This window comes from Streptomyces sp. bgisy159 (assembly GCF_965341775.1).
In the GTDB taxonomy this organism is placed as follows: domain Bacteria; phylum Actinomycetota; class Actinomycetes; order Streptomycetales; family Streptomycetaceae; genus Streptomyces.
In genome coordinates, this window is the sequence record NZ_CBDQZH010000057.1 from 17594 (window position 1) to 39446 (window position 21853).

26 protein-coding genes are annotated in these 21853 nt (G+C 69.0%); 3 read left to right on the forward strand and 23 right to left on the reverse strand.

Features of this window, described 5'->3' with window-relative positions:
* Positions 1–14 precede the first annotated feature (14 nt).
* The 21 genes from ACSLTV_RS32870 to ACSLTV_RS32970 all read right to left on the reverse strand — a co-directional run bounded on the left by ACSLTV_RS32870 (position 15) and on the right by ACSLTV_RS32970 (position 16946).
* Positions 15–560, reverse strand: coding sequence for an NUDIX domain-containing protein (locus ACSLTV_RS32870; protein ID WP_100572073.1), 546 nt, complete (start codon positions 558–560; stop codon positions 15–17).
* Positions 557–1402, reverse strand: coding sequence for a class I SAM-dependent methyltransferase (locus ACSLTV_RS32875; RefSeq protein WP_073948147.1), 846 nt, complete (start codon positions 1400–1402; stop codon positions 557–559). Before ACSLTV_RS32875 ends, ACSLTV_RS32870 begins: the two co-directional genes overlap by 4 nt.
* Before the next feature lie 60 nt (positions 1403–1462).
* Positions 1463–2392, reverse strand: a complete 930-nt coding sequence (locus tag ACSLTV_RS32880; RefSeq protein WP_435613439.1) for a DUF2797 domain-containing protein — start codon at positions 2390–2392, stop codon at positions 1463–1465.
* A 36-nt stretch (positions 2393–2428) separates the two neighbouring features.
* Positions 2429–3121 carry a dTMP kinase gene (locus ACSLTV_RS32885; protein ID WP_100572072.1) on the reverse strand — a complete coding sequence of 231 codons (693 nt, stop codon included), beginning with the start codon at positions 3119–3121 and terminating at the stop codon, positions 2429–2431.
* A complete protein-coding gene (locus ACSLTV_RS32890) occupies positions 3118–4197 on the reverse strand; it encodes a hypothetical protein (protein WP_435613440.1) in 1080 nt (359 codons plus the stop codon). The genes ACSLTV_RS32885 and ACSLTV_RS32890 overlap by 4 nt, the downstream gene beginning before the upstream one ends.
* Entirely contained in the window at positions 4194–5021 is an 828-nt protein-coding gene (locus ACSLTV_RS32895; RefSeq protein WP_100572088.1) for a hypothetical protein, read from the reverse strand. The genes ACSLTV_RS32890 and ACSLTV_RS32895 overlap by 4 nt, the downstream gene beginning before the upstream one ends.
* Positions 5018–5647, reverse strand: coding sequence for a GTP cyclohydrolase I (gene folE / locus ACSLTV_RS32900; protein WP_100572070.1), 630 nt, complete (start codon positions 5645–5647; stop codon positions 5018–5020). Before folE ends, ACSLTV_RS32895 begins: the two co-directional genes overlap by 4 nt.
* A gap of 56 nt (positions 5648–5703) precedes the next feature.
* Positions 5704–6447 carry a 7-carboxy-7-deazaguanine synthase QueE gene (locus tag ACSLTV_RS32905; RefSeq protein ID WP_073948152.1) on the reverse strand — a complete coding sequence of 248 codons (744 nt, stop codon included), beginning with the start codon at positions 6445–6447 and terminating at the stop codon, positions 5704–5706.
* A complete protein-coding gene (locus ACSLTV_RS32910) occupies positions 6444–6854 on the reverse strand; it encodes a 6-pyruvoyl trahydropterin synthase family protein (protein ID WP_073948153.1) in 411 nt (136 codons plus the stop codon). Before ACSLTV_RS32910 ends, ACSLTV_RS32905 begins: the two co-directional genes overlap by 4 nt.
* A gap of 59 nt (positions 6855–6913) precedes the next feature.
* Entirely contained in the window at positions 6914–7381 is a 468-nt protein-coding gene (locus ACSLTV_RS32915) for a DUF6082 family protein (protein ID WP_435613441.1), read from the reverse strand.
* A gap of 73 nt (positions 7382–7454) precedes the next feature.
* Entirely contained in the window at positions 7455–8030 is a 576-nt protein-coding gene (locus tag ACSLTV_RS32920; RefSeq protein WP_073948155.1) for a DUF6624 domain-containing protein, read from the reverse strand.
* Entirely contained in the window at positions 8027–8599 is a 573-nt protein-coding gene (locus tag ACSLTV_RS32925) for a hypothetical protein (protein WP_435613442.1), read from the reverse strand. The genes ACSLTV_RS32920 and ACSLTV_RS32925 overlap by 4 nt, the downstream gene beginning before the upstream one ends.
* Positions 8600–8673: 74 nt before the next feature.
* A complete protein-coding gene (locus ACSLTV_RS32930) occupies positions 8674–9165 on the reverse strand; it encodes a LuxR C-terminal-related transcriptional regulator (protein ID WP_435613443.1) in 492 nt (163 codons plus the stop codon).
* A gap of 128 nt (positions 9166–9293) precedes the next feature.
* The gene (locus tag ACSLTV_RS32935; RefSeq protein WP_055493699.1) at positions 9294–10547 is read right to left on the reverse strand and encodes an acyl-CoA dehydrogenase family protein; all 1254 of its coding nucleotides are present in this window, start codon (positions 10545–10547) and stop codon (positions 9294–9296) included.
* A gap of 87 nt (positions 10548–10634) precedes the next feature.
* Positions 10635–11276 (reverse strand): GAF domain-containing protein, encoded by a 642-nt coding sequence (locus tag ACSLTV_RS32940; protein WP_055493700.1) that lies wholly within the window; start codon positions 11274–11276, stop codon positions 10635–10637.
* On the reverse strand, positions 11276–11863 hold the full coding sequence (locus tag ACSLTV_RS32945; RefSeq protein ID WP_435613444.1) for a GTP-binding protein: 588 nt from the start codon (positions 11861–11863) through the stop codon (positions 11276–11278). Before ACSLTV_RS32945 ends, ACSLTV_RS32940 begins: the two co-directional genes overlap by 1 nt.
* Positions 11864–11915: 52 nt before the next feature.
* The gene (locus ACSLTV_RS32950) at positions 11916–12320 is read right to left on the reverse strand and encodes a DUF742 domain-containing protein (RefSeq protein ID WP_006143017.1); all 405 of its coding nucleotides are present in this window, start codon (positions 12318–12320) and stop codon (positions 11916–11918) included.
* A complete protein-coding gene (locus tag ACSLTV_RS32955; protein WP_055493701.1) occupies positions 12317–12832 on the reverse strand; it encodes a roadblock/LC7 domain-containing protein in 516 nt (171 codons plus the stop codon). The genes ACSLTV_RS32950 and ACSLTV_RS32955 overlap by 4 nt, the downstream gene beginning before the upstream one ends.
* A gap of 70 nt (positions 12833–12902) precedes the next feature.
* On the reverse strand, positions 12903–14420 hold the full coding sequence (locus ACSLTV_RS32960) for an ATP-binding protein (RefSeq protein ID WP_435613445.1): 1518 nt from the start codon (positions 14418–14420) through the stop codon (positions 12903–12905).
* Between the two features lie 25 nt (positions 14421–14445).
* Positions 14446–16341, reverse strand: coding sequence for a glycoside hydrolase family 15 protein (locus tag ACSLTV_RS32965; protein WP_435613446.1), 1896 nt, complete (start codon positions 16339–16341; stop codon positions 14446–14448).
* Between the two features lie 230 nt (positions 16342–16571).
* The gene (locus tag ACSLTV_RS32970) at positions 16572–16946 is read right to left on the reverse strand and encodes a DUF6415 family natural product biosynthesis protein (protein WP_435613447.1); all 375 of its coding nucleotides are present in this window, start codon (positions 16944–16946) and stop codon (positions 16572–16574) included.
* Between the two features lie 306 nt (positions 16947–17252).
* On the opposite strand from ACSLTV_RS32970, the gene ACSLTV_RS32975 reads away from it, so the two are divergent.
* Complete coding sequence (locus ACSLTV_RS32975; RefSeq protein ID WP_435613450.1) at positions 17253–18641, forward strand: Tat pathway signal protein; 1389 nt, start codon at positions 17253–17255, stop codon at positions 18639–18641.
* A 72-nt stretch (positions 18642–18713) separates the two neighbouring features.
* Entirely contained in the window at positions 18714–19214 is a 501-nt protein-coding gene (locus ACSLTV_RS32980; protein ID WP_222995855.1) for an SAM-dependent methyltransferase, read from the forward strand.
* A gap of 62 nt (positions 19215–19276) precedes the next feature.
* Here ACSLTV_RS32980 and ACSLTV_RS32985 read toward each other — a convergent pair whose 3' ends face one another.
* Positions 19277–19786, reverse strand: coding sequence for an ATP-binding protein (locus tag ACSLTV_RS32985; RefSeq protein ID WP_222995856.1), 510 nt, complete (start codon positions 19784–19786; stop codon positions 19277–19279).
* 131 nt (positions 19787–19917) lie between these two features.
* Between ACSLTV_RS32985 and ACSLTV_RS32990 the strand changes: the two genes are divergently transcribed.
* A complete protein-coding gene (locus tag ACSLTV_RS32990; protein ID WP_435613448.1) occupies positions 19918–21159 on the forward strand; it encodes a helix-turn-helix transcriptional regulator in 1242 nt (413 codons plus the stop codon).
* Positions 21160–21234: 75 nt separating this feature from the next.
* On the opposite strand, the gene cutA is transcribed toward ACSLTV_RS32990, so the two are convergent.
* Complete coding sequence (gene cutA / locus ACSLTV_RS32995; protein WP_073948164.1) at positions 21235–21555, reverse strand: divalent-cation tolerance protein CutA; 321 nt, start codon at positions 21553–21555, stop codon at positions 21235–21237.
* Positions 21556–21853: the final 298 nt, after the last annotated feature.

Genomic DNA, 21853 nt, shown 5'->3' on the forward strand with positions numbered 1-21853 from the left:
CCCTTGGCCGCCGTTCACAGGAGGGCCTCGATCCGGTCGAGGTCGGCCGAGGGCAGGCTGACGAGCTCAAGGTCGTGTAGGAAGCGGCACCACACCGGCTCCAGGCCGGGTTCGCGCTCGAACTCCTCACGGTCCAGGTACCCGTTGGCGTGCGCGGTGGTCCGCAGCGCGTGCTGCTGCAGCTGGGCCGGGTGGATCCACCGAGGGGCGCGGACCTCCCGGGGCGAGGGGCACAGCGACCCGGAAACCTCGGCCTGGAAGATCCACCAGTGGTGGCCGACCGGACCGCTGGGCGTGCGGTGGCAGTGGTTGGGCCGCCACTGGTCCAGCAGCAGGTGCAGGTGGGTGACGGTAAGACCGACCTCTTCGGTGACTTCGTCGCGCGCGGCCTGCTCGGGGCCGCCATGCTCGTCGACGTGACCGGCGACCGGGGCGATTCCGGCCGGAGGAATCGCCCGCTCGAACACCAGCAGGCCGCTCGGTGAGGAGATCAGTACCCCGACGCTTGCGTGGTCACAGAGGCGGGCCCCGCCGCCGGGAGCCGGGGCGGCCGGAGTCATGCGGCGGCCTTTGGCCGTTGGGCGACGACGACGAGCCAGCTCGTCACGGCCGGGGCATCGGGGGTGGTCATGGCGTAGGCGGTGTCGAGGATCTGCATCCGCTGGGCGTGGGTGAAGTCGCCTTCGGGCCGCGCGAAGACGGGGATGGACAGCCACGCCTTCTTCTCGGCCATGGTGCTGTGCTGGGCGGTGAGCTCTGTGCCGACGACCGTCAGTCCGGCTGCGGTCAGCTGCTCGGTGACTGTTTTCAGCGGCAGCTTCGGCGGCCTGTCCGCGTCGCGCGGCGGTGGGGTGTATCCGTGGGCCTCAGCGGCGACTTGGCGGATGAGGGCGTTCAGGGAAGGCCCGGTGCGGGTTGACAGTTCGTCGGGGTGCCGGACGCCGGCGAAGCCGCCGCCGATGTTGAAGACGAAGTGCCCGCCTGGGCGCAGGATGTGGGCGACGGCTGCGAACACTGCGGCGGTGTCGGTCTTCCAGATCGCGGAGTTGCACACTACGGCGTCGGCGCTGCTGGCGTGCAGGTGGTCGGCGAGCCGTTCGGCCGGGGAGGTGATCCAGGTCAGGCGGGCGTCGGTCAGGGTGCGGCGACCGACACGCTGCATCGCGGCGGCGTTGTCGACGGAGACGACCCGAGCGCAGGCCGGGATCAGGTCGAGGATCGCGCGGGCGGTCGCGCCGGCGCCGCCGCACAGGTCGACCACCAGGCTGGCGTTGGCCAGATGGCCTCGACGGGCAAGGTCGCGGCTGGTCGCGTCGTACATGGGATGGGCGCGGGTGAAGGCGTTGTATGCCTCGGCGTTGCTGTCCTCGTCCCAGCCGAGGATGGCGTCCTGGGGTGCCATGTTGCTGTGGCCTCGCTTCTCAGAGCGGCCCGGCAGTGCAGGCCGGGTGTTCGGACAGGGTCAAAAGAGCGCGGACTGTACGGCGGCGGGCGGTGAGGAGAACTGTGCGCCGAGGACGATGCGCCGGCCCTTGAGGGTGCCGAGGTCGAGCAGGTAGGGCAGTTGTTCACCGTCGCCGTCGAGGGTGGCGAGGACCTGGGAGCCGAGGCAGGAGAGCACCGTCAGTCCGTGCTCACCGGAGCGTGGGTCGTGCGGGTACAAGGCGCGCCCGGTCTCCGGCGTCCGCAGCAGTTCGCCTTCGCCGGGCGGCGTCCACGGCTCCGGTGTGGCCGGGACGTTCAGGCCGCTCAGGGCCGCGGTGGCGCGGTCGAGGTGCTGATGGTGGGCGGTGTCGGCCGGGGCGAGGTCGCGCAGCTCGGCCAGGGCCGTCAGCTTGGCCGCGGCTCGCACGGTCTGCGTCAGGCCGAGTTGGCGGGTGAGGGCATCCTCCAGGAACCGCACAGCGCGGCCGTCAGCACTCCGGGCGAGGTAGGTAGCGATCAGGGCACCCTGTTCGTCGAGGCGGGAGCGCTTACGGGGTTCGGCCGCGGTGCCGATCTTGGTGGTGCCGTCGGCGAACGTCGCCAGGTACAGCCAGTGCGGCTGGGCCATGTACGCCGCCAGGGAGTCGGGAACATGCCCGCCGGAGTGGAACCGGTGGGCGAAGCGGAAGTCGTCCCGCCCGGCGCAGGCCGGGCACTGTCCGCCGACCTCGGCCGGGGCCCGGTCAGGGCAGGCGACCGCCTCGACGCGGACGCGGTCGGCGAACCGGTACCTGCCGATGCACCACCGGCCGGTACCGCTCACCTGGTAACTCAGGCGCCTGCCCATGACCGGGGCGTAGACGAGTGGTCCGCCGGTCACGGGGGCGAGCAGAAGACGGGGGTCTGCGCTCGCCCAGGTGATGCCGTGACAGACGTATGTCCCGCTGACGGGCAGGGCCTGGTCCATGGTGCGTTCCTTGTCGATCGGGGAGGGAGGGCCGGTTTAGACGGTCAGGCGCAGACGGTCGGCCAGGGCAGCGGCGGCGGCCTTGAAGACCTGGTCGCGGTCCAACTGGGCGACGTCCAGCGTCAGCCAGGCGCCGCGCTCCGCCTGTTCGCGCATCTGGTCCAGGACGGTGTCCTGGTAGCGGATGAAGTCCTCGTCACCGCCGCCGGCGTGGCCGGCCTCCAGGGAAGTGAACGAGCCTTTGCGGACGAGAGCCTCGCGAGCACCGATGTTCAGGAAGAACACCAGGTCCGGCTTTGTGAGATGCGCGAAGACCTGCTCGCACAGGCGGGGGGAGACCTCGGGGTTGACCGAGTACCGAGCGAGGATCTTGTGGTGCGCGTTGTCGAGGATCACGTGGGTTCCCGCGGCGAGGGCCGGCTGGATGACGAGCCGGTCCTGCAGGGTGTACCAGGAGGCCAGGGCAAGCAGCCAGTAGTGGTCGCCGCATGCCTGGGCGACGCCGGCGTCGCGCCGGTAGACCAGCTCGTTGAGGCGGTCGAGGTAGGCGGACAGCTCCGGGTCCCGGCGGACGTCGGTGCTGTGCTTGCCGATGAGGACTGCCGTGTGGCCGGCGTCGTTGAGGGCCTGGTGCAGGCGGGCGGCGAGGGTGGACTTGCCGGCCCCGTCACCACCGACGAAGGTGATCAGCTTCCCGGCTGCGGTGGTGGTCGGCGCGTTCGCCGTCATCGGGATTCTCCCAGGGGGTGGGTCGGGCTGGCGGTCAGGCGGCCGGTGATGATGGTGCGGATGCGGTCCACCAGGACGGCGCGCTGGCGCAGGACGTCGCTGTGACGCTCATTGGACAGGTCGGCGGGATAGTGCGTGGCGAGGTTGTTGGAAATGACGTGGAGGTAACCGAATCTGATCCCCGCCTGGCGCGCCGCCGCCCCCATGGGGCCGATCTCCGGGTCGACGAAGGCGTACGAGGCGGTGTGCTGGGCCAGCCAGTCGCGGTTCTCCAGCAGGATCGACGGGGAGGACACGTGCAGGCCGCTGCGCACCCCATCGTGGGCGGCGGCGTAGTCGCCGAAGAAGTCGTCCCAGCTCACCATCGCCCCGCGTACCAGGCTGGTGTTGCCGGTCGCCAGCCAGGCGTTCGGTTCGACGCCGGGGGTCAGCGAGCCGACCTTGCCGACGTAGACGACGTCGCCTGCGCCGAGTTCGGCAAGGCGCGTGACGACCCGTCCGGCCACGTCTCCCCAGATGCTGTGGAGGAACCCGAGGTAGACCACGCGACGGCCGGCGACGTCGAGGCGCTGCCAGGCGTAGCCGGGTCCGCGGGTCCACACTCCGTTCTCGGGAGCGAGGTACTGAAGGCCCCAGCCGACGATCACCAGGTCGCCGTCCAGTTCCAGGTCGAGCGCGTCGAGCGCCGTTCGGCACTCCTCCTGCTCGGGCGGCTGATAGGTGACGGTGCCGACGGGGCGGCCGGTCATGGCCAGATACGTGGCGATGATCAGGGCGTAGTGCTGGACGTAATCGGCTCCGGGGAACGCCTTGACGATGAGGTCACGGCCGTGGATCTCTGCGGTGGGCCGTTCGATGTTGAACAGCTTCCCGGTCTTCTCGTACCGGGAGACCACCGCCGTGCGGTCGTAGGCGCCGATGACGCGGATGCTGTCCCAGTCCTGGTCCTGGATGAGGTGGTGGACCTTGATCTCCAGGTAGCGCAGCAGCCTCGCGTGGGTCATAGTGTGCCCGGCCGGCTCGATCGGGGCGGCGCGCAGGAGTCCGGGGGTCCGGTCGGCGAGTAAGGGCGTCATCGGTGCTCCTCGGCTATCGTCACGGTGCTGCCGGCCGCCGCGCGAACGACGGAGATGTTCTTCCGGATGAGATCGAACCGGTCTTCGGGGATCGGGCCGAGCTTCTCGATGCGGGGCGTGGAGGGCTTCTCGTATGGCCCTTCGGGCAGCAGGGCGACGCCCATCGCGCCGAGGATGACCGGGGCTGCGCCGTCCACGGAGGAGATCCACTCGTGCTCGCGCTGCTCGATCAGCTCCAGGTGCCCGGTCCGGCCCAGACCGAGCAGCCGGTAGATGAGCAGATTGTCGACCAGGCCGCGATCCTGCAGGTAGGCGGTCGCCAACCAGCGGGTGCGGCACAGTTGCTCGTCGGGATCCGGTCGACGCGAGGCCGGCAGGGCGATGGCCCCGGCCCAGCCGCTGGTCACGAAGGCGTCGTAGGTGCGCAGCCACTCGTCGTCGTCAGCGGCGTGCAGGACCGCGCACAGCCGGAATGCGTCGCCGGACAGCTTCCGGATCTCTCGCGCGGCCTTCTCGCTCGCCTTCAAGGTCGCGGCCCCGTCCCGCATGACGTCCGGCAGGATGATCTCCCTCGCGGATACCGCCAGCGCGGCTTCGACGAGGCTTTCCGCCGGCAGGGCGTAGCCGAGGTCGAAGAGCCCGTTGTCGATGATGATCTCGGCGCCGCGCTCGGCCTCGTGAGCGAAGAAGGCCCGGTAGCTCTCGTCGGACAGCACGTGTTGGGCGGCCACGTGGTGGACGCGGGCCGGCTCCTGGGCGACGAAGTTCTTCAGGTAGGCAGGCGGAGCGATGACGGAGAAGTCGATGCCCGCGGTGGTGATCACGACGCCCCCCACAGGCCGGTGGTGAGGGTGAGGAACTGCTGGGAAAGGACGGGGTCGGTGCCGAAGCGCCCGCCCGAGTGCACCGTGGTGGTGCGAGCCTCCTCCATCCGTACGCCCCGCATGCTCATGCACAGGTGCACGCCGCGTACGGCGACGGCGATGTTCTCGTGTCCGATCACGCCGTTGAGGTATTCGGCGACCTGGCGGGTGAAGCGTTCCTGGACCTGCAGTCGGCCGGCGAAGTGCTGGGCGATCCGCCCGAACTTCGAAAGGCCCACCACCTCGCCATCCGGCACGTATCCAGCCGTGACCTGCAAGTTCATGGGCAGCATGTGGTGCTCGCAGAGCGACCACACGCTCATGCCGCCCACGATGACCAGCTGACCACCCAGCTGGGACTCGGTGAAGCAGGTGGCCGTTTCGGCGCCGTCCGGGGACAGGAAGGCTCTCCACCAGGCCGCGACGCGGTCCGGGGTGCCGGTCAGCCCCTCGCGGGCGGGGTTCTCGCCCAGCTCGACCAAGAGCTGGTGGATCAGGCCGGCGACCCGGCCGGTGTCGATGACCGTAGCGGGCCCGGCGACGGCAGCGGTCGGCGCCGCCGCAGGGCTGGCGATAGAGGTCGTCATGGGCATCTCTCGTTTCCGGGGACTGGAGAACGGATAGGGCGTGGAGTCGCGTGCGGTCAGCGGCCTCGGGCGTCCGCGAAGGCCAACACGTGAAGGCGCGTGGTGAAGTGCCAGTGCCGGGCCGCGACCCCGTCCGCGAGGACCCGGGTAGTCGCGGTGATCACCTCGGGGGTGGTGCCCTCCGGCATGACCCACACCGGCGCGAGCCGGTGGGCGTCGGCCAGCTCGGCGATCCGGTCGAGGTCGTCCACCGTGGAAGCGACGAACTTGAACGCCGCCCGCCCGGAGGCCACAAACGCCTCCAGCGCGGCTGGCACGATGCTCTTGGTCTCCTTCACGCCGAAGCTGGCAAGCTTGGGCGAGACGTTGAACCGGACCCCGTCGGCCACCAGCTCGGGAGTGGGCGCGATGGTGCCGTTCGTCTCGCACTCGATCCGCTTGCCGGCTGCTATCAGCCCCCGGACGAGAGGCACCAGTCGCGCCTGCTGGATCAACGGCTCGCCGCCGGTGATCACGACCAGCTCGACCGGTGAAGACGTGGCCCAGGCCACCAGGCCCGCGACGGATTGCCTCGTCGACTCCTCGTGCGGGTCGAACCGAGACCAGTCCCAGGTGTACTTCGTGTCGCATCTCGTGCAAGTGAGGTTGCACCGGGACAGGCGGATGAACAGGGCCGGGTGTCCGCAGCTTGGGCCCTCGCCCTGAAACGTCGGCACCTCGGTACCGAAGCACTCCGCGACGATCAGGGATTCGCCTTCGGCAACTTCCGGTTCGAGGTTGAGCCGCTTGGTTGTGGTCATTGGCCCACCACATCGAAGCGGGCCCAGCTGCTTGCGGTCTCGCGGACCAGGACGGCGACAAGGCGGCCGGGGATCTCCGATTGGAGGTTCTGAACGAACCAGCCGGCCAGGAACTGGGCCAGGCGCTCCGAGGTGGGCTCGAAGGGCAGGATCTCGTGCAAGTTGTGGTGGTCGAGCTCGGTGTCCAGGAACGACTTGAACGGGGCGAGCGCACCGAAGTCCGTGACAAAGCCGGGATCCTCCAGCGCGGATGCAGTGAGGATGACCTCAACCTCGTAGCTGTGCCCGTGCTGGCGGGAGCACTTGTGCTCATGCGGCAGCCGGGGAAGCCGATGGCCAGCCTCGAAGGCGAACTTCTTACCGATGGTGAAAATGCCGGGCGGTAGTGGAACAGCAGTGAAGCCCATTCGATTTCTCCGAGAGGTGAGGGTGTGGCTGATTCGGGCGGAGTGGGGCAGCCGCCTCTTCAGGCGGCTACGGGCTGTGCCCCCAGGTGGTTCTTCGCGGCCTTGTCCAGCACCTTGGTGAAGTGCTCGGCGCGCTCATCGCCCTCGGCCTCCTGAGCGCGGAGGCCCCCGAAACGGGCCCAGTACCGCCGGCAGACGTCCCTCTCCATCAGCTTCGAGGCGTAGAGCGGCAGACGCCCCTCCCGGACGAAGCCGAGGCGGTCGCGCAGGCTGAGCATGCAGATGAGCTGGTTGGCCTTCAGCAGCTGCATGTACTCCTCGACGTCCAGGTCCTCGGGCGTCCAGAGCTTGGCGAGGTCAGGGTTGGCGGACATCTGCGTCAGCCAGTCGAGTTGGTTGCGCGCGACGGTCGCCTCATTTCGTTCGGCCTGGTGCCGCGCGTCCTGCCTCAGCCGGGCGGCTCCGACCACGACGGTGGCGAGGGAAACCGCGGCGCCGGCAGCGAGGACGGCGGTGGTGAGCTTCATGCTTTAACGGTCCTTTCACGCAAAGTGATCTGGGGCGAGGGCGGGTCTGTGGAAGCCTGCGGGGCTCGCTGCGTCATGCGACCCCCGCTAGCACGACGGCCGGTGAGCCGCCGACAATGCGATCCAGGGCGTACCGGCGGCGCACAGTGTCCAAAGCGACGGCGATCGGCGGCAGTCCGACGGCGGCCCTTCGCTGGTCCAGCAACTGCGGCGCACGCAGTGGGCACAGCTCCACCCCTGCTGCGCTGAGGACGAGTTGCGTCCCGAACTCTTGGGGGCGCCCGCTGTTGACCAGGGCGCGGTCGTGAAGGTGGGCCCAGTGCTGGATGCGCGCATCGCCGTCCTGGACCGCACGTTTCAAAAGGGTGGTGGCCGCCCGCTGGAAGTCGGGTTCGTCGTCGGCGTGAAGAGCGATGCTCCAGGCGGCACGTGCTGCGTCGGGGCCCACGAGACGGTGGCTGGGCCAGTCATGTTCGGCCAGGATGCGGCGCAGCACTTTGGTGTCGGCGTGCTCAGCGTGACGGTCCTGGCCGAGGTGGACGGCGTCGAGCTGGTTGCGTACGCGTCTGGCCCGGCGTGCTGCCGACTGTGCGGCGCGGGCGATGAGTTCGCGGGCGAGGTCCGGCCGCAGCGGTTCCGCGGTCCTCACGCGATACTCCGCTGGTCGGCGGCGGACTGCGGCTCGTGGACCTGGCAGCCGATGAGCGCGCTCAGCCCAGGCCGAAGCTCAGCGGTGAGTTCGAGGCGCGCGACTCGCTCATGGTGCTGTCCGGTGCCCGATCCACGGACGTCCCAGCCCATGTCGGTGAGCCGACGAAGGAATGTGGCGATCGGATCGACGTCGAGAGGATGGCGGGCCATGGCCTCGGCCCGCACAAGCGGTACCTCAAGCCGGGCGGCGAAGTCGGAGGCCCACAGAGTGATCAGCCGGACGGTGTCATCGGAGTGACCGGGCAGGGTGTGGACGCAGTCCAGGAAGAGGCACGGGCCTTCGCCCCATCCGAGGTCGGGCCCGCGTTGCGGGATCATGCAGGCCAGCAGCAGCCCGTCCTCGAACAGTCCAGCCGGTTTCACCTGCGGGGCGCGGAACAGGGCCGGGATATCGGACCGGGCCGGTGTAGGCACCCCGCGCATGGCGAGCCAGCGCTGACGGTCCTGGACGAGGGCCGCGGCCTCGTCCCGTTCGGCGTCGGTGCGCAACGACCCCATCTCGTACACGGCCGGTAACCCTGTCGCGCACTGGCTTCGAGGCGCGGGGGAGGACTCGAAGGCCGCAGAAGCGGGTGAGGCATTCACTGGCTCGCTCCGCTCTCCATCGTGGTGGCCCGCCTGGTGCCCAGCAGGCCCCACGCGTGGGCCCAGACGACAAGTTGGGTGGTGTTGACCGCCCCGGTCTTGTCGAGCAGTTCGTCATGTGCGGCTCGGACGTCGGCGGGCGCGATCTTGGCCATGGCAGCAATGTCGCTGGGATTGCTGTGCTCAGCGACCGCCCGCAGCAACAGTTGCTGCTCTGGACTGAGTTCCGGGATTGGCCTGTCCGTTGTGGGCGGAGCGACCTGCCGGGCGTTGCACAGGAAGTGCACGATCACCGGGGGCTTGCAGCGGGGCGGGCAGTGGAGGCTCTCCCGGATGTCGCGTACGTACTGGCGGACGGTCACGGCCGACAGCCCGGTCCTCGTGGCGATCTCTTGAGGGCTGAGGCCGTCCACGAGGTGCTGGGCGACGCGCTGCTGGGTCGGGGTCAGGGGGGTGATCGGTGCGCTGGTCGTCATGCGCGGGGTCACGGGTGTCTCTTTCGCGGCTGGGTTGAGGGATATCGGGTGGGGTGTCGCCGGACCCCGCGGGGGACGGGGGCCGGCGACACGGGCCCGTGCGCGGCGGTCTGGATTCACGGGGCGCCGCACACGGGGGCTCATGCGGCTGTCGGGTCGGGGCGGGCCCACGCCGCTTCGGCGGCGAGACGTTCTGACCACTGGATGTGGGCCTCGTCGAAGGCGGCGTCGGCGAGGCGTATGCGCTGGACTTCGCCGGTTCCGGCCGGTGGGTAGGTGAACTGGATGTCGCGCCACAGGCGCTGGAGGATGTAGTCGCCGTTGAGGGCCTGGGCGCCGTGCAGCTCCATGGCATCCTGGGTTGACTGCATCGCCCACTGGTGGCCGAGGTACTTGGCGTTGATCAGGTCGGTGTCGCAGGGCAGGCCCTGGTCGAGGAGGTGCACGGACTGATAGGCAAGGATTCGCCCGGCGCGCAGGCGGGCCTCCATGTCACCGATGCGGTCCCGCAGAACCGGCAGATCGGAGAGGGCGCCCCGGTAGCGGGAGCGCGTCTTGAGGTAAGCGGTTGAGGTGGCCACGACTGCCTCGTGTATTCCCAGGCTGACTGCGGTCAGGTTGGGACGGCCGTACAGGATGCTGCTGCTCTGCGCTACGCCCAGCCCCTGGCCGATCTCTCCGACCACGTTTTCCTCAGGGACGCGGACGTGATCGAGGTCGAGGCGGCCGGCGGAGAAGCCGTGCAGGCCGAGGCCGGGACGGTGGTCGGCGACTGAGAGCCCTCGGCGCTTGGATTCGACCATGAACGCGGTCAGCGCCTGGGAGGTGCTCACGCCTGCCTTGGCGGTCCGGGCGACCACGAGGTGGGCTCCCGCGAGGTGGCTATTCCCGATGTGGATCTTGCTGCCGGTGATCACCCATTGGTTGCCGACGTGCTCGGCGATGGTCTCGATGCCGCCGATGTGTCCGCCGGCTCGCGGTTCGGTCACGGCGATCGACAAGAGCAGTGAACCGTCCGCTACGCGGGGCAGCCAGCGGCCCTTCTGCTCGTAGGTGGCGAAGTGCAGCAGGGCGCCGACGGGGATCAGCGTGGCCTGGAGGATGGCCGCCGCAGCTGCCGAGACGCGGGCAATGCGGTGGACGAGGATTGTCTTGGCCACGTGTCCGGCGTCCAGCCCGCCGAAGGAGGACGGGACGGTGACGGCGAACCACCGTCGTGCGGCCATCAGGTCGGCGACCTTGCGCTCCACCCTGCCGGGGGCGGCCTCCATGCGTGCGGCGCGCGGCGCGATGTGCTCGGCCGCGAAGGCGTCCGCCTCGTCCCACAGCAGTTCGTGGCGGGCGTTGAAATAGGGGCGCAGCGCCGGCGGCGGCGTGGTGGGTGTGGCGGGCATGGTCCTCTCCCTCTCCCTGGATGAAAGTCGCACGGTGGAGCGGCCGGGGATCGCCTGCGGCTCCCGGGTGGGGGGTCGTGCAACGGACTAGCGGACGGGCGCGCGGGCGATGTGGTCCATCACCCGGACGCCGGCGTTGATGACGATGTCTCTCAGCCGTCGGGCCTCGCTCAGGGGCCGCTTCTCGGGGTCGATGACGCACACCGTGCCCAGCACGGTGCCGCTGTCGTGGATGAGCGGGGCACCGAAGTAGGAGCGGATCCCGACCGCGTCGACCACGGGGTTGCCGCTGAAGCGCGGGCTGGCGTGCACGTCGTGCAGCGGAAGGGCCTTCTTGCGGGCCATGACCTCCGGGCACCAGCCGTGGTCGCGGCTCATGGTGCGGCCGACGATGACGTACCCGCTGTCCGCGGGCGGCTGGTGCAGCCCGACGAAGGTCTGCTCCTCCAGGAAGAGGTTGACGAAGCCGTACAGGAACCCGGCTTGTGTGGCCATGTCGCGGGCCAGTTCGTCGAAGTCCTCGCTGGCAGCGGTGGGCACGCCTAGGCGATCCAGCAGCTCGTACCGCTGCGCCAGCTCGGTCGCCTGCTGGGCCTGCGGGACGGGGACGGCGGCGCTGGCGGGGAGGGATGGCCCATGGGTGACGTCCCGCATGGTACGTCGCGGCAGCGACTGCGTGAGGGGGGCGGTCTGCCGCGCGCGGTAGGGGTCGTTGGGCTGATACGACATCAGGCGTCCTGAAAGGTGGTAGTGGATGCGGGGCGAGCGGGGCTTGCCGATTCGCTCTTCAAGGCGTGGCCAACGAGGGTCAGCAGGACGCCAGCGACGTGGTTCGGATCGCGGGCGTCGCAGGTGACCACCGGCACAGAGGCGGGCAGTTCGAGGGCGGTGCGGACCTCATCGGGGTGGTAACGATGTGCTCCGTCGAACTGGTTCACCGCGACGACGAAGGGCAGGCCGATGTCCTCGCAGAAGCCGACGGGGGTGAAGCTGCTTTCCAGGCGGCGGGTGTCGACCAGGACGACCGCGCCGACGGCTCCGCGACAGAGGTCGTACCAGAGGTCGACGAACCGGTCCTGGCCGGGCGTGCCGAACAGGAACAATTCCAGGGGCACGGGCGCGTCGGGCAGGTTGAGGCGACCGAAGTCGAAGGCGACCGTGGTGGTCTGCTTGGCCTCGACGCCCGCCAGGCTGTCCACGTCCGCGCTCGCCTCGGTCAGGTACTCCTCCGTGCTCAGCGGCGTGATCTCACTGACGGCACCCACGGCGGTGGTCTTGCCCGCGCCGAAACCGCCAGCGATCACGACCTTCAGCACGGTCGGTGCACCGGTACGCGGGCGCGACGACGGCCGCAGCACCACGGCCGGGTCACCCGGCCTGGGGGTAGGCGATGGCATCGGGCCACTTCCTCTTCAGGCCCGCAGATAGGGCCGCCAGCAGTTGTGCAGAGGGACGTGCATGCGCGTCGGACGCGGCATAGGCGGTGACGGGGACGACCAGGGCGTCGGCGTCCAGGAGGTCGGAGATAAGGATCTTGACGGCGGTTACGGGACGGCCGAGTCGGCCCGCCAGCTCGGTCACCGAACGCCGGTGCTCCCGGCACAGGGCGAGGATCTCTGCGCATTCTTCGGCCTGGCCCGGGCCGGGCCGCCCGGGTCCGGCATCCAGCACCGTGTCCAGGCCGAGCAGATGCCGTGGCCGGGTGCGACCGCGCGTCAGGGTGTAGGTCCGCACGAACGTCGAATCCTCGGCCGCGCTCCCGTGTGCGGTCACCGGACCTCATCACCCGTGCCGACGCGGACGGGGATCTGCATGTAGGGGGCGAACTTCTGCACCAGGCGCCCCATCTCGAACCCGACGGTGCCGGCATCGGCGTCCATGGTCGCGATCACCGCGAGGACCGTGTCCACCACGCCTCGTTCGTTGCCGGGATGGCCCTCGAAGGCCGCGCTGCGACCGGAACTCTGGACGAAGATCAGACAGTCGTCTCGCTCGATGACGACCTGCCTCGCCGGCCTCTTCTTGTGGGTGGGACCGGTGATGTTCGCCGCGAGTGAGGCCACTCCGCTGATGGCGGCCGACAGTTCGTCCGCCCAGTCCTTGTCGACCTCGCTGTCCAGCAGCCGCAGTCCGTCCCGCGAGAGCAGGACGGCGTGCGTGACGCCCGTCGTGTCGGAGGCGAACTGCCGCAGCAGCCACGCCATGTTGTCCCGCTGTCCGCTTGCCGTTGTCTCGGTTGCGGGTGCGTCGCCGGTCACGTTGTTCATCGCGGGGTGGGTACTCATAGGGATCGCTCCAGAAAGGGGGGAAGGGCCAGCGGATGTAACGGCCACTGGGAACGTGGAGGGACGAGGTTCAGGGCCTGGGGTGCTCTGTCGAAGCGGTGGGAGAATCGGCTTGCCCGCCGGCCTGGATGCCGGTGCGGAAGGCGGCTGCGAGCCCTGGCGTCGCCTCGGTCACAGGGGCTTGCTCCCGCTCGTGTGGCGGACGGAACGTGCCGGCCTGGCGTCTACGCGTGGGAAGCGCGGGTGGATCAGCAGGGTGACCTGCCTGTGCGGCTTCCGGCGCCCCTGTGGCATTGGTGCGTGGAACCTGCCCCGCTCTCGGGGTGGCTGGAGTCGCGGCAACCTGCTGCGATTGCGGCCCCAAGGGGCGGGTGTCCTGGGGGTGCGCGCCCGCATCGTCGATGGAGGGAATGGCTACCAGGAGCCGTGCCGGGATGACCACCAGGGCGGTGGTGCCTCCTGTCACGTTCTCCTGCAGGAGAACGGACAGCCCGTGCGACTGGGCGATCTTCGCGGCGACCAGCAAGCCGAGCTGTCCCGCTCGCACCTGGCCGCTGACGTCGACCTCGTCGGGGGCCTGGAGCAGGTGGTTCATCTGCGCCCGCGTCTGCGGATGCATGGGGATGGCCCGGTCCTCGACCTCGACCGCCAGCCCGTTCGCCACCCGCTGCGCACGCACCATCACCTTCGTAGCCGGATCGGAACACTCACAGGCGTTCTCGATCAGCTCAGCCAGCAGGTGCGTCAGGTCCGGACCCACATGGCCGGGAAGGCCCAGCTCCGCGCCCACGGACCCGGCCGCAACCGCCACCCGCGGATACTGCACGACCTCGGAGACGGCGCCGCGCAGCACGCTCTTGACGGGAACGGGCCGACGCACGCTGCGCAGGGACTGCCCGCCCAGCACCGCTGTGCTCTCGACCTGACGACGCATCCGCGTCACGAGGTGATCGATCTCGAAGATCTTGGCGAGCAGCTCCGGGTCGTCGGTCAGCATCTCCAGCTGGCTCAGTGCCTCAAGCGCCTTGCCGACCAGCGCGTGCTCGCGCATGGCCAGGCGACGCAGCACTTCCAGGAGTACGACGGACTGGGACTCGTCGTGCACCCGTATCAGCGACGCGATGGCCTGCACCTGGAGGGCACTCAACGCCTTGTTGATCTCGACGTTCGGACTGGCCGATGGTGGCACCTGCAGGTCCGGCAGCGGCGGCCGTCCCCCGCGGCACAGCTCGTCTGCCGACCACTGCACCGACTTTTCGACGGCCGCCGCGGCTCCTGCGATCGCTGCCAGTGCCGCTGCCTGGGCATGCTCCGCAGCCGTCTGCACGGCCCCTGCAGCCGTTCGCGCTCCGCGAGCCGCCAGCGTGGCGACTCCCGCCAGTCCGCAGACCAGGCCGGCGAGGAGCCAGCCGGGGCCCACCGCGGACACCGACCAGAGGATGAAGGCGGCGCCCAGCAGTGCGGCAAGGAGCACTAGGGGCAGTGCGACGGCGCGGTGGACATGGTGCAGCGTGAACGCGTCGATCTGAGGCCGCCGTCGGCGGTGGCCGGTGGCAGCCGGCCCTGCCGCAAAGGCGCTGTCAGGCATGGGAATCCTCGTCAGGGTGGGGTGGCTAGGCGTGCTGCGGCGTCAGGTATGCGCAGGTCTGGTGTGTGCTGCGTGGGGTGGAGCTGGGTGACGGAGACGCGACCGCGCTGCGGTGGGGGGACTGCGTCGCCAAGAGTTGAAGGAGCCGGGCGCTCTGGATCAGCCCCATGTGGCTGAACGCCTGCGGGAAGTTGCCGAGCTGGCGCTGCTGGACGGGGTCGTACTCTTCTGCCAGGAGGCCGAGGTCGTTGCGCAGTGCGAGGAGGCGTTCGAACAGGGCGTGGGCCTCGTCGAGGCGGCCGGTCAGGGCCAGGGCGTCGACGAGCCAGAAGGAGCAGAGGACGAATGCGCCCTCGTCTCCGGTCAGACCGTCCATCCCGGTGTGGTCGCCGATGGTCGGGTATCGGCGTACGAGCCCGTCTGGCGTGGAGAGTTCACGACGCACTGCGTCCACGGTGCTGATGACGCGCGGGTCGTTGGGCGGCAGGAAGCCAACGCGGGGGATCAGCAGTGTGGCGGCGTCGAGTTCCTGGGAACCGTAGGACTGGGTGAAGGTGTTGCGTACCGGATCGAAGCCCCGGGTGCAGACCTCGTGGTGGATGGTTGCCCGCAGCTCGATCAGGGGGGCCAGCTTGATGTCGAGCGCGCCAGCTTCGGCCAGGCGGATGGTGCGGTCGATCGCCACCCAGGCCATCACCTTGGAGTGGACGAAGTGCCGGCGGGCCCCGCGGATCTCCCAGATCCCCTCGTCGGGCTCCCGCCAGCGTTGTGCCAGGTGCTCGACGAGCCGCTGGTGCAAAACCGCGGTGTCGGCGCAGTGGGCCACGCCGCTCTCGTGCGCGAGGTACAGGGTCTCGATCACCTCGCCGTACACGTCGAGCTGGAGCTGGTCTGCCGCCCCGTTCCCGACCCGCACCGGCGTCGAGCCCTCGTACCCGGGCAGCCAGGGCAACTCGCGTTCCCGTAGATCACGCTCCCCGGTGATCGCATACATGATCTGCAGGTTTTCTGGGTCGCCGGCCACGGAACGCAGGAGCCAGCGCCGCCATGCCTGCGCCTCCTGCCGGTAGCCGGTCCCCAGTAACGCGGCCAGGGTCGTGGCGGCGTCCCGCAGCCAGGTGTAGCGGTAGTCCCAGTTGCGTCGGCCGCCGATCTGCTCGGGCAGCGAGGAGGTCGGCGCGGCGACGATCCCGCCGCTCGGGCGGTAGGTCAGTGCCTTCAGCGCGATCAAGGAACGGACCACGGCCTCACGGTAGGGGCCCTCGTAGGTGCACTGCTGCGTCCAGTCCTGCCAGAAGGCGAGCGTCTCGGTGAGCGCCGTGTGCGGGTCGGGGATCTCCGGAGCCAGTGCGTGGGACGGGCACCAGCTGAGCACGAACGCCACGCTCTGCCCGGCGCGGATGGCAAAGGCACTGACGACGACGCCGTCCTTCTCCACCTGCGGGACGTAGGTGTCGAGCCACAGCGCGTCCGCGCCGGCCTCCGCGACCATGCGCCCACCGGCCTCATGGATCCACGGGCTGACACTGCCGTATCCCGGCCGCGGACGCATGGCCGAGACCATTGCAACCTCGCCAGCCAGGCCCTCGACGATCCGGATCACCTGCGGTGCCCCGTCGCGCGGCGGCATGAAGTCCAGGACGCGGACCGACCCGGCCGGTGTGCGCCAGATCGATTCGAGGACGAGCGAGTCACCTCGGTACCGGCGCTCGGCGACCGCTTCGGGCCCGGAGCGGCCAGGCGCGGCCGGGGCGATCTGCCAGGTGCCGTGCTGGTGCGTGCCGAGCAGGCTGGCGAAGACGGCCGACGAGTCGAACCGGGGCAGGCACAGCCAGTTGATCGAACCGTCATCGCAGACGTGGGCACTGGTCTGCATGTCGCCGATCAGGCCGTACTGCTCGATGCGCGGGAGGCGTTTCATCGTGTGGGTCTCCGTAGTCCCCGTGGACCCGGGGGTGGCTTCGGGGCCGCCGTGGCGGCCGGGAAGTGTCGGTGAGAGAGGCACGGTGGTTACCGGATCGGGGGAAATCTGTCCTGCCTCGGCGGGGGATCCTCGTCCCGTAGCGATGCGGCCGCTTACTCGATCACCACGAAGAGCCAGCCACGCCATGGGACCGAGAATCAGCGCGATCAGAACTGGCCCGGCGGCGGTCATGTCCGGGGCACCGACGCGGCCAGAACCACGCAGGCGAGGGCGAGAGCGAAGACCGCGCCGCGCAGCACGTTGATCGGCGGCTTCCACCAGCGCCGTCTCCGCACCGGCTTCGCAGGGGCCACGTCGGGGGCCTGCACGGCAGCGATAAGGTCTTGGGCTGCCTCGGCCAGCCTGACCAGATGGACCCTGCTGGGCATGTAGCCATCGGGGAGGCCGCCCGAGCAGAGCTGCTGCGCACGGTGCAGGGCCGGCTCTTGCGAAGGCGTCAGGGCCCCGAGCTGGCTGACGTGTCCTCGCAGCCGCAGTGCGAGGTCCTCGACATCGGCGGCAGTATCGGGTAACGGCGAGTCCTCGCCCAGCACGAGCGCCACCGTTTCCGTCGCGGAGGCCGCCGGGTCCCGTCGCAGGATGGGCTCACCAAGGGCGTGGTTTCTCCGACCCTGATCACTGAGTCGGCACGCCCGGCGAAGGGCCAGCGAGGGACGCATGACGCAACTCCTAGATGAATCCAGCCAACTTGAGTGAGGAACGCTGTGCACCGCAGGCGACTGAGGTGCAAGGTGAGTGATCCTGCGGCTACGTTGAGCGAACCGCGAATCCCTGTCAGGGGGTATGCCTACGCGGCCCTCAAGGCCGTCAAAGGCGTCAAAGATCATTTCGGAACCGAGGGGCAGTACATGGCCCGTGAGAGAAACGTCGCCCTTGCCGCGCTCCTGCGCGAAGCGGGCTGGTCCCAGCCCCAAGCAGCCGCCGCGGTCGCTCGCGTTGCCGCGGAGAGCGGTGTACGCGAACTGGAGGCCATTTCCCGCTCCCACATCGCCATGTGGGCCCAGGGCACGAAGCCCAGTGGACGAGCGCCTCATATCCTGCGTGAGACGCTGTCCCGCAGGCTCGGCCGACGCCTCACCCTCGCTGACCTCGGACTGGAAGATGGGCCGACAGGCTCCACTGACAGTAGTTCTGACTGGAGCGTCGACCCTCTGACCGTGCTGGCCGAGCTGGGAAGCGACGATCTGGACATGCACCGACGCAAGCTGTTGGCTACCACCGCGTACTCGGCCGCCGGCCTCGTCCTGCCTGCCGCTCCATGGTGGGCAGCCGCCCCGGCCGCGGCGGCCTCGCGCCCTGCAGTCTCCTCCCGGCTGGTGACTCAGGCTGACATCGACGACGTCCGCAAACTGACCACCTTCTACTCCGCGAGGGACCAGCAGCGCGGTGGAGCCTCGGGGCGCTCGGCCCTGGCTGGCCATCTTCGCGACGAAGCGGTGCCGCTCCTGGGCAGCAGGTTCCGAACGGAACAGCACCGCCGGGATACGTACTCGGCCGTGGCAGAGATGACCTACCTCGCCGGCTGGATGGCCTTCGACGCCTCCGAGCATCGAACCGCCCAGCGCTACCTCACCCTTGCCGCACGCCTTGCGGCCGAAGCCGCAGACGGACCGCTGGGCGGCCACATCCTGCGTGCCCTCGCCCACCAAGCAGTCGACCTCGGGCACCCACGCAGAGCGCTCGACCTGGCTGACGCCTCGATGTCCCGCACCCACTACGGCCAGGCCAGCTCGCAGGAGAAGGCCCTGCTCGCCGTAGTCCATGCCCGCGCCCTGGCCTCCGGCGGCGACCGCCGCGGCAGTCTCGCGGCCATCAGTCGCGCGGAGAGGGACCTCGCACGCGCCGATAACGAGGATGCCCCCGGCCGCGTCAGCTTCTTCCAGGAAGCCTCCCTCGCCCACGAGACTGCCTGTGCCTTGCGGGACCTGGGAAATCCTCTCGACGCGGAGTTGCATTTCCAGCGCAGCGTCGCCACCCGCCGGCGGCAGCAGTATGCGCGTACCCACAGTGTGACCCTCGGCTACCTCGGTGCCGTCCAGGTCCAGCAGGGACGCCTCGATGAGGCATGTGGTACCTGGGGACAAGCACTGGACGCCATGGCTGGCGTCCAGTCCGGCCGCGCCCGCGACGTCATCGTCCGCATGCAGAGCGACCTCTCGCCTGTTCGGCAACGTGGTGGCCGCCACGTCGCCGAACTGGACCGCCGGGCGCGGGAAATGCTGCGCGCCATAGGCTGACCACAGGGCAGGTCCGCAGCTATTGACGGCAGCTGCTGAACACGCGCCCCCGTTAGAGAGGAACGAGCGCCGATGGCAACGTACGAGGTCGAATCGATCGCAACGGTTGTCGGGGGCCACACCCGCGTCCAGGACGATTACCAGGGCGGAGTCGAGTCGATCATCCGACTCAACGAGGCGTACCCCCTCGAGACGCTGCAGGGAATCGAAGAGTTTTCCCACCTGACGGTGACCTGGCTCTTCCACCTGGCGCGACCGGAAGACGTCCAGCTCCACGCACGCAGCCCCCGCGGGAATCCGGACTGGCCGCCGACCGGTACCTTCGTCCACCGCAACCATCGGCGTCCCAATCAACTGGCGATCAGCTACCCGCGGCTGCTCAAGGTCGAGGGGCGGGACCTGTTGGTCACCGATCTCGACGCTGTAGACGGAACGCCCGTGATCGACTTGGCACCGTACTTCGAACAGATGGGGCCTCGTGGCCCGATCCGTCAGCCCGCCTGGCCCGGAGAGATGCTCGAACCGAATTACTGGGCGAAGGCAAGCGAACGGCCCTCGGAGCGCCCTGTATGACAGAAGCGACTGAGCTGCCCGGCTTGTCATTTGCATAGTCGGGAACCAACTGGACGTCTGGCTCAAGCTGCAGCCCTCGCGTCTCGGAACTCACACCACGTCTCCTCGCCGCTGCTCTCCCATGCGTCAGAGATCGCATCGACCAGCCGGATCCCGCGCCCTGATTCGCCGTCGGGTCCGGCTTCCTTGAGCACAGCGGGCGCCGGGTTGTGGTCGGTTACCGAGACACGCACCACGTCGACGGCCACCGTGATGCGGAGCACGACTTCGCCCTCACCGTGGACCACGGCGTTGGTGACCAGCTCCGAAACGGCCAGTACGACGAACCCCGCCACCGGCTCCGAAACACGGCACCGCCGCAGGAACGCCCTGGCTATGCGCCGCATCTCCCCGACCTTCGCGAGGTCGGGGAGAAGGGCCGCCTGACAGGCATGGGATGCCGCCGGTACCTCTGGCCTCTCCCATGCGCCGGGCTCGTCTTCCTGAACTGGCCTGACGCATGACGCGCCTGCTGTAGCCGCACAGCTACGGATGCCCCCGCCGGGCGGGGCCGCCTCTTGGAGCCTGGTCATGTGGGCTATGGCACCGTGCGGCGACGCCGTCGACCAGGGGAATCCAGAGGGGGAAAATTATGTCAAGGGGGAAACTGGAGGGGGGAATTGAGGCCATGATTGGATTCCGCCCACCAACAGAGGTCACACTCATGCCAGACCCGTTCGCCGACCTGCTCCTCCGGCTTCGGCAGGAGGCGGGCCGGACACAGGAGGAGCAGGCGGAGGCGATCAACGCTGTCTCCGGCCGGGACACCATGACCCGCCGAGAGATCAGCCGTTATGAGAACTTCGAGAACATTCCTACCAACCACACAATCGGCCACATCGCGGCGGCCTGCGGTGTCCCCTTCGAGGAACTACAGCGAGAGGCCAAGGCCGCCCGCGCTCGGAAGAGAAAGGGGCATGCCGATGCAGGGGAGGACCAAGACGCCGTGAAGCGTCGCACGCTCCTGGGTAGCGCCACTATCGGCGTGAGCGTGGCCGCCGAGCCCTGGGGGCGCCTCGCCTTCGCCCTCAGCAAGGGGACCAAGATCGATTCGCTCGCTGCCGCCGGTCTCATCGAGCGAGCCGCTGAACTGCACGTCCAGGAACTCAACCTCAGCGCGCGGCGGCTACAAAAAACGGTCGAGTCGCATCTTGACGCGATCACTGCGGCCCTACCTCGTGCCGGCGAACACGAAGGCGCTCTCACCATCGCCGCCGGAGAAACCGCCGCTCTGGCCGGTTGGGTGGCCTGGGACCTGGGGGAGCACGACAAAGCCAACGCCTACTACAAAGTCACGTCGCAGTGCGCGGCGGCTGCCGGGCATCCTCCACTCCGGGCCCTGGCCCTGACCTACAGCAGCTACGGCGCTTTGACGCCAAAGGCGAAGATGGAGTTCCTCTCCCAAGCCGCCAACGACGTGCGAGGCCACGGTAACGCTACTGCTGCCGCCTGGGTTCTCGGTAGGAACGCGGAAGAAGCTGCGGCGGCCGGCGACGAGGTGGGGGCGCTCCGGGCGTTAGACCGAGCGCGCTTCGCCTACGATTTCGCGGACCACACCAGCGAGCAGGCATGGGTCAGGTTCGTGACCCCATACCGCATGGACTCGTTGGCCCTGTCCGTGTACGGCCAGCTGAGGCGTCCCGAGCTCACGTCCACAGCTGATACCGCGGTCAACCGCCTCGGAGACGGACTTCCGGACGGGGGCGTCGTGGTCCTCGGTGATCTCGCTTCGGCCCTACTGCGTGGGGGTGACGTCGATCGAGGGGTGTACGTGTCACGTCAGTTCGTCGCAGCTGCACAGGCCAAGCCCAACACGATGGGCAAGGAGCGCGCATCGACTATCGCCTCGTCGCTCCCTGACAATGAGCAGGAACTCGGCCGCCATCTACGGAAGTTCGCATCCTGAGACCCCACACGCAGTAGGCGGGTAAGCCCAGGACGCTGAGCGCCGTCCTACGGCCGGCCCGGCGCTCCGCAGAACCTATGCCGTCTCCTCGATAACCCAGGACAGGTACGCCTCCGACCCGCCGGTCACGGGCAGCGTGATCCACTGGGGAACGTCGTACGGGTGCTTCTCGTGCAGCCACGCCTCCAGTGCCGGGAGACGGTCCGTCGTAGTCATGTACGAGATCCGCCACTCCTGTGCCGTCTCGACCTTCCCCTTCCACCAGTAGAAGGCTGTGATCGGCGCATCAATGTGAACGCCCGCTGCCAGCTTGCTCTCGACCGCGCCACGGGCCAACGCCTTCGCCTGATCCTCGTTGTCGCTGGTCGTCTGCGCGATCACAATCTCGTTGGCCATGCAATTACCTCTCCAGTTCAGTTACCGCGACTCTACCGAGCCGCCAAGGGCACACGTCACGCTGCTGAAACAGCATCATTCCGGCCCTTGCCGGACCTTCCGCTAACAGACCCAACGCGATCATGCGGGTCACCGAGCCATCGAGGCGCGACGCCCCTGTCCGAGGACAGCCACGGGTAGTTGCGGCATCGAAAGCGGAACCCCGGAATTGGGGGGAGCGCAGAGCCGCGGGCACACCCGAGTGCGTGACGTGTGAACGTCGACCGCACGACGGCCCGTCCGCTACTGATGGACTTCA

Coding starts and splice junctions, on each gene's coding strand:
- ACSLTV_RS32870 (WP_100572073.1), bottom strand. CDS start 560: ATGACTCCGGCCGCCCCGGCTCCCGGCGGCGGGGCCCGCCTCTGTGAC.
- ACSLTV_RS32875 (WP_073948147.1), bottom strand. CDS start 1,402: ATGGCACCCCAGGACGCCATCCTCGGCTGGGACGAGGACAGCAACGCC.
- ACSLTV_RS32880 (WP_435613439.1), bottom strand. CDS start 2,392: ATGGACCAGGCCCTGCCCGTCAGCGGGACATACGTCTGTCACGGCATC.
- ACSLTV_RS32885 (WP_100572072.1), bottom strand. CDS start 3,121: ATGACGGCGAACGCGCCGACCACCACCGCAGCCGGGAAGCTGATCACC.
- ACSLTV_RS32890 (WP_435613440.1), bottom strand. CDS start 4,197: ATGACGCCCTTACTCGCCGACCGGACCCCCGGACTCCTGCGCGCCGCC.
- folE (WP_100572070.1), bottom strand. CDS start 5,647: ATGACGACCTCTATCGCCAGCCCTGCGGCGGCGCCGACCGCTGCCGTC.
- ACSLTV_RS32905 (WP_073948152.1), bottom strand. CDS start 6,447: ATGACCACAACCAAGCGGCTCAACCTCGAACCGGAAGTTGCCGAAGGC.
- ACSLTV_RS32910 (WP_073948153.1), bottom strand. CDS start 6,854: ATGGGCTTCACTGCTGTTCCACTACCGCCCGGCATTTTCACCATCGGT.
- ACSLTV_RS32915 (WP_435613441.1), bottom strand. CDS start 7,381: ATGAAGCTCACCACCGCCGTCCTCGCTGCCGGCGCCGCGGTTTCCCTC.
- ACSLTV_RS32935 (WP_055493699.1), bottom strand. CDS start 10,547: ATGCCCGCCACACCCACCACGCCGCCGCCGGCGCTGCGCCCCTATTTC.
- ACSLTV_RS32940 (WP_055493700.1), bottom strand. CDS start 11,276: ATGTCGTATCAGCCCAACGACCCCTACCGCGCGCGGCAGACCGCCCCC.
- ACSLTV_RS32955 (WP_055493701.1), bottom strand. CDS start 12,832: ATGAGTACCCACCCCGCGATGAACAACGTGACCGGCGACGCACCCGCA.
- ACSLTV_RS32960 (WP_435613445.1), bottom strand. CDS start 14,420: ATGCCTGACAGCGCCTTTGCGGCAGGGCCGGCTGCCACCGGCCACCGC.
- ACSLTV_RS32965 (WP_435613446.1), bottom strand. CDS start 16,341: ATGAAACGCCTCCCGCGCATCGAGCAGTACGGCCTGATCGGCGACATG.
- ACSLTV_RS32975 (WP_435613450.1), top strand. CDS start 17,253: ATGGCCCGTGAGAGAAACGTCGCCCTTGCCGCGCTCCTGCGCGAAGCG.
- ACSLTV_RS32980 (WP_222995855.1), top strand. CDS start 18,714: ATGGCAACGTACGAGGTCGAATCGATCGCAACGGTTGTCGGGGGCCAC.
- ACSLTV_RS32985 (WP_222995856.1), bottom strand. CDS start 19,786: ATGACCAGGCTCCAAGAGGCGGCCCCGCCCGGCGGGGGCATCCGTAGC.
- ACSLTV_RS32990 (WP_435613448.1), top strand. CDS start 19,918: ATGCCAGACCCGTTCGCCGACCTGCTCCTCCGGCTTCGGCAGGAGGCG.
- cutA (WP_073948164.1), bottom strand. CDS start 21,555: ATGGCCAACGAGATTGTGATCGCGCAGACGACCAGCGACAACGAGGAT.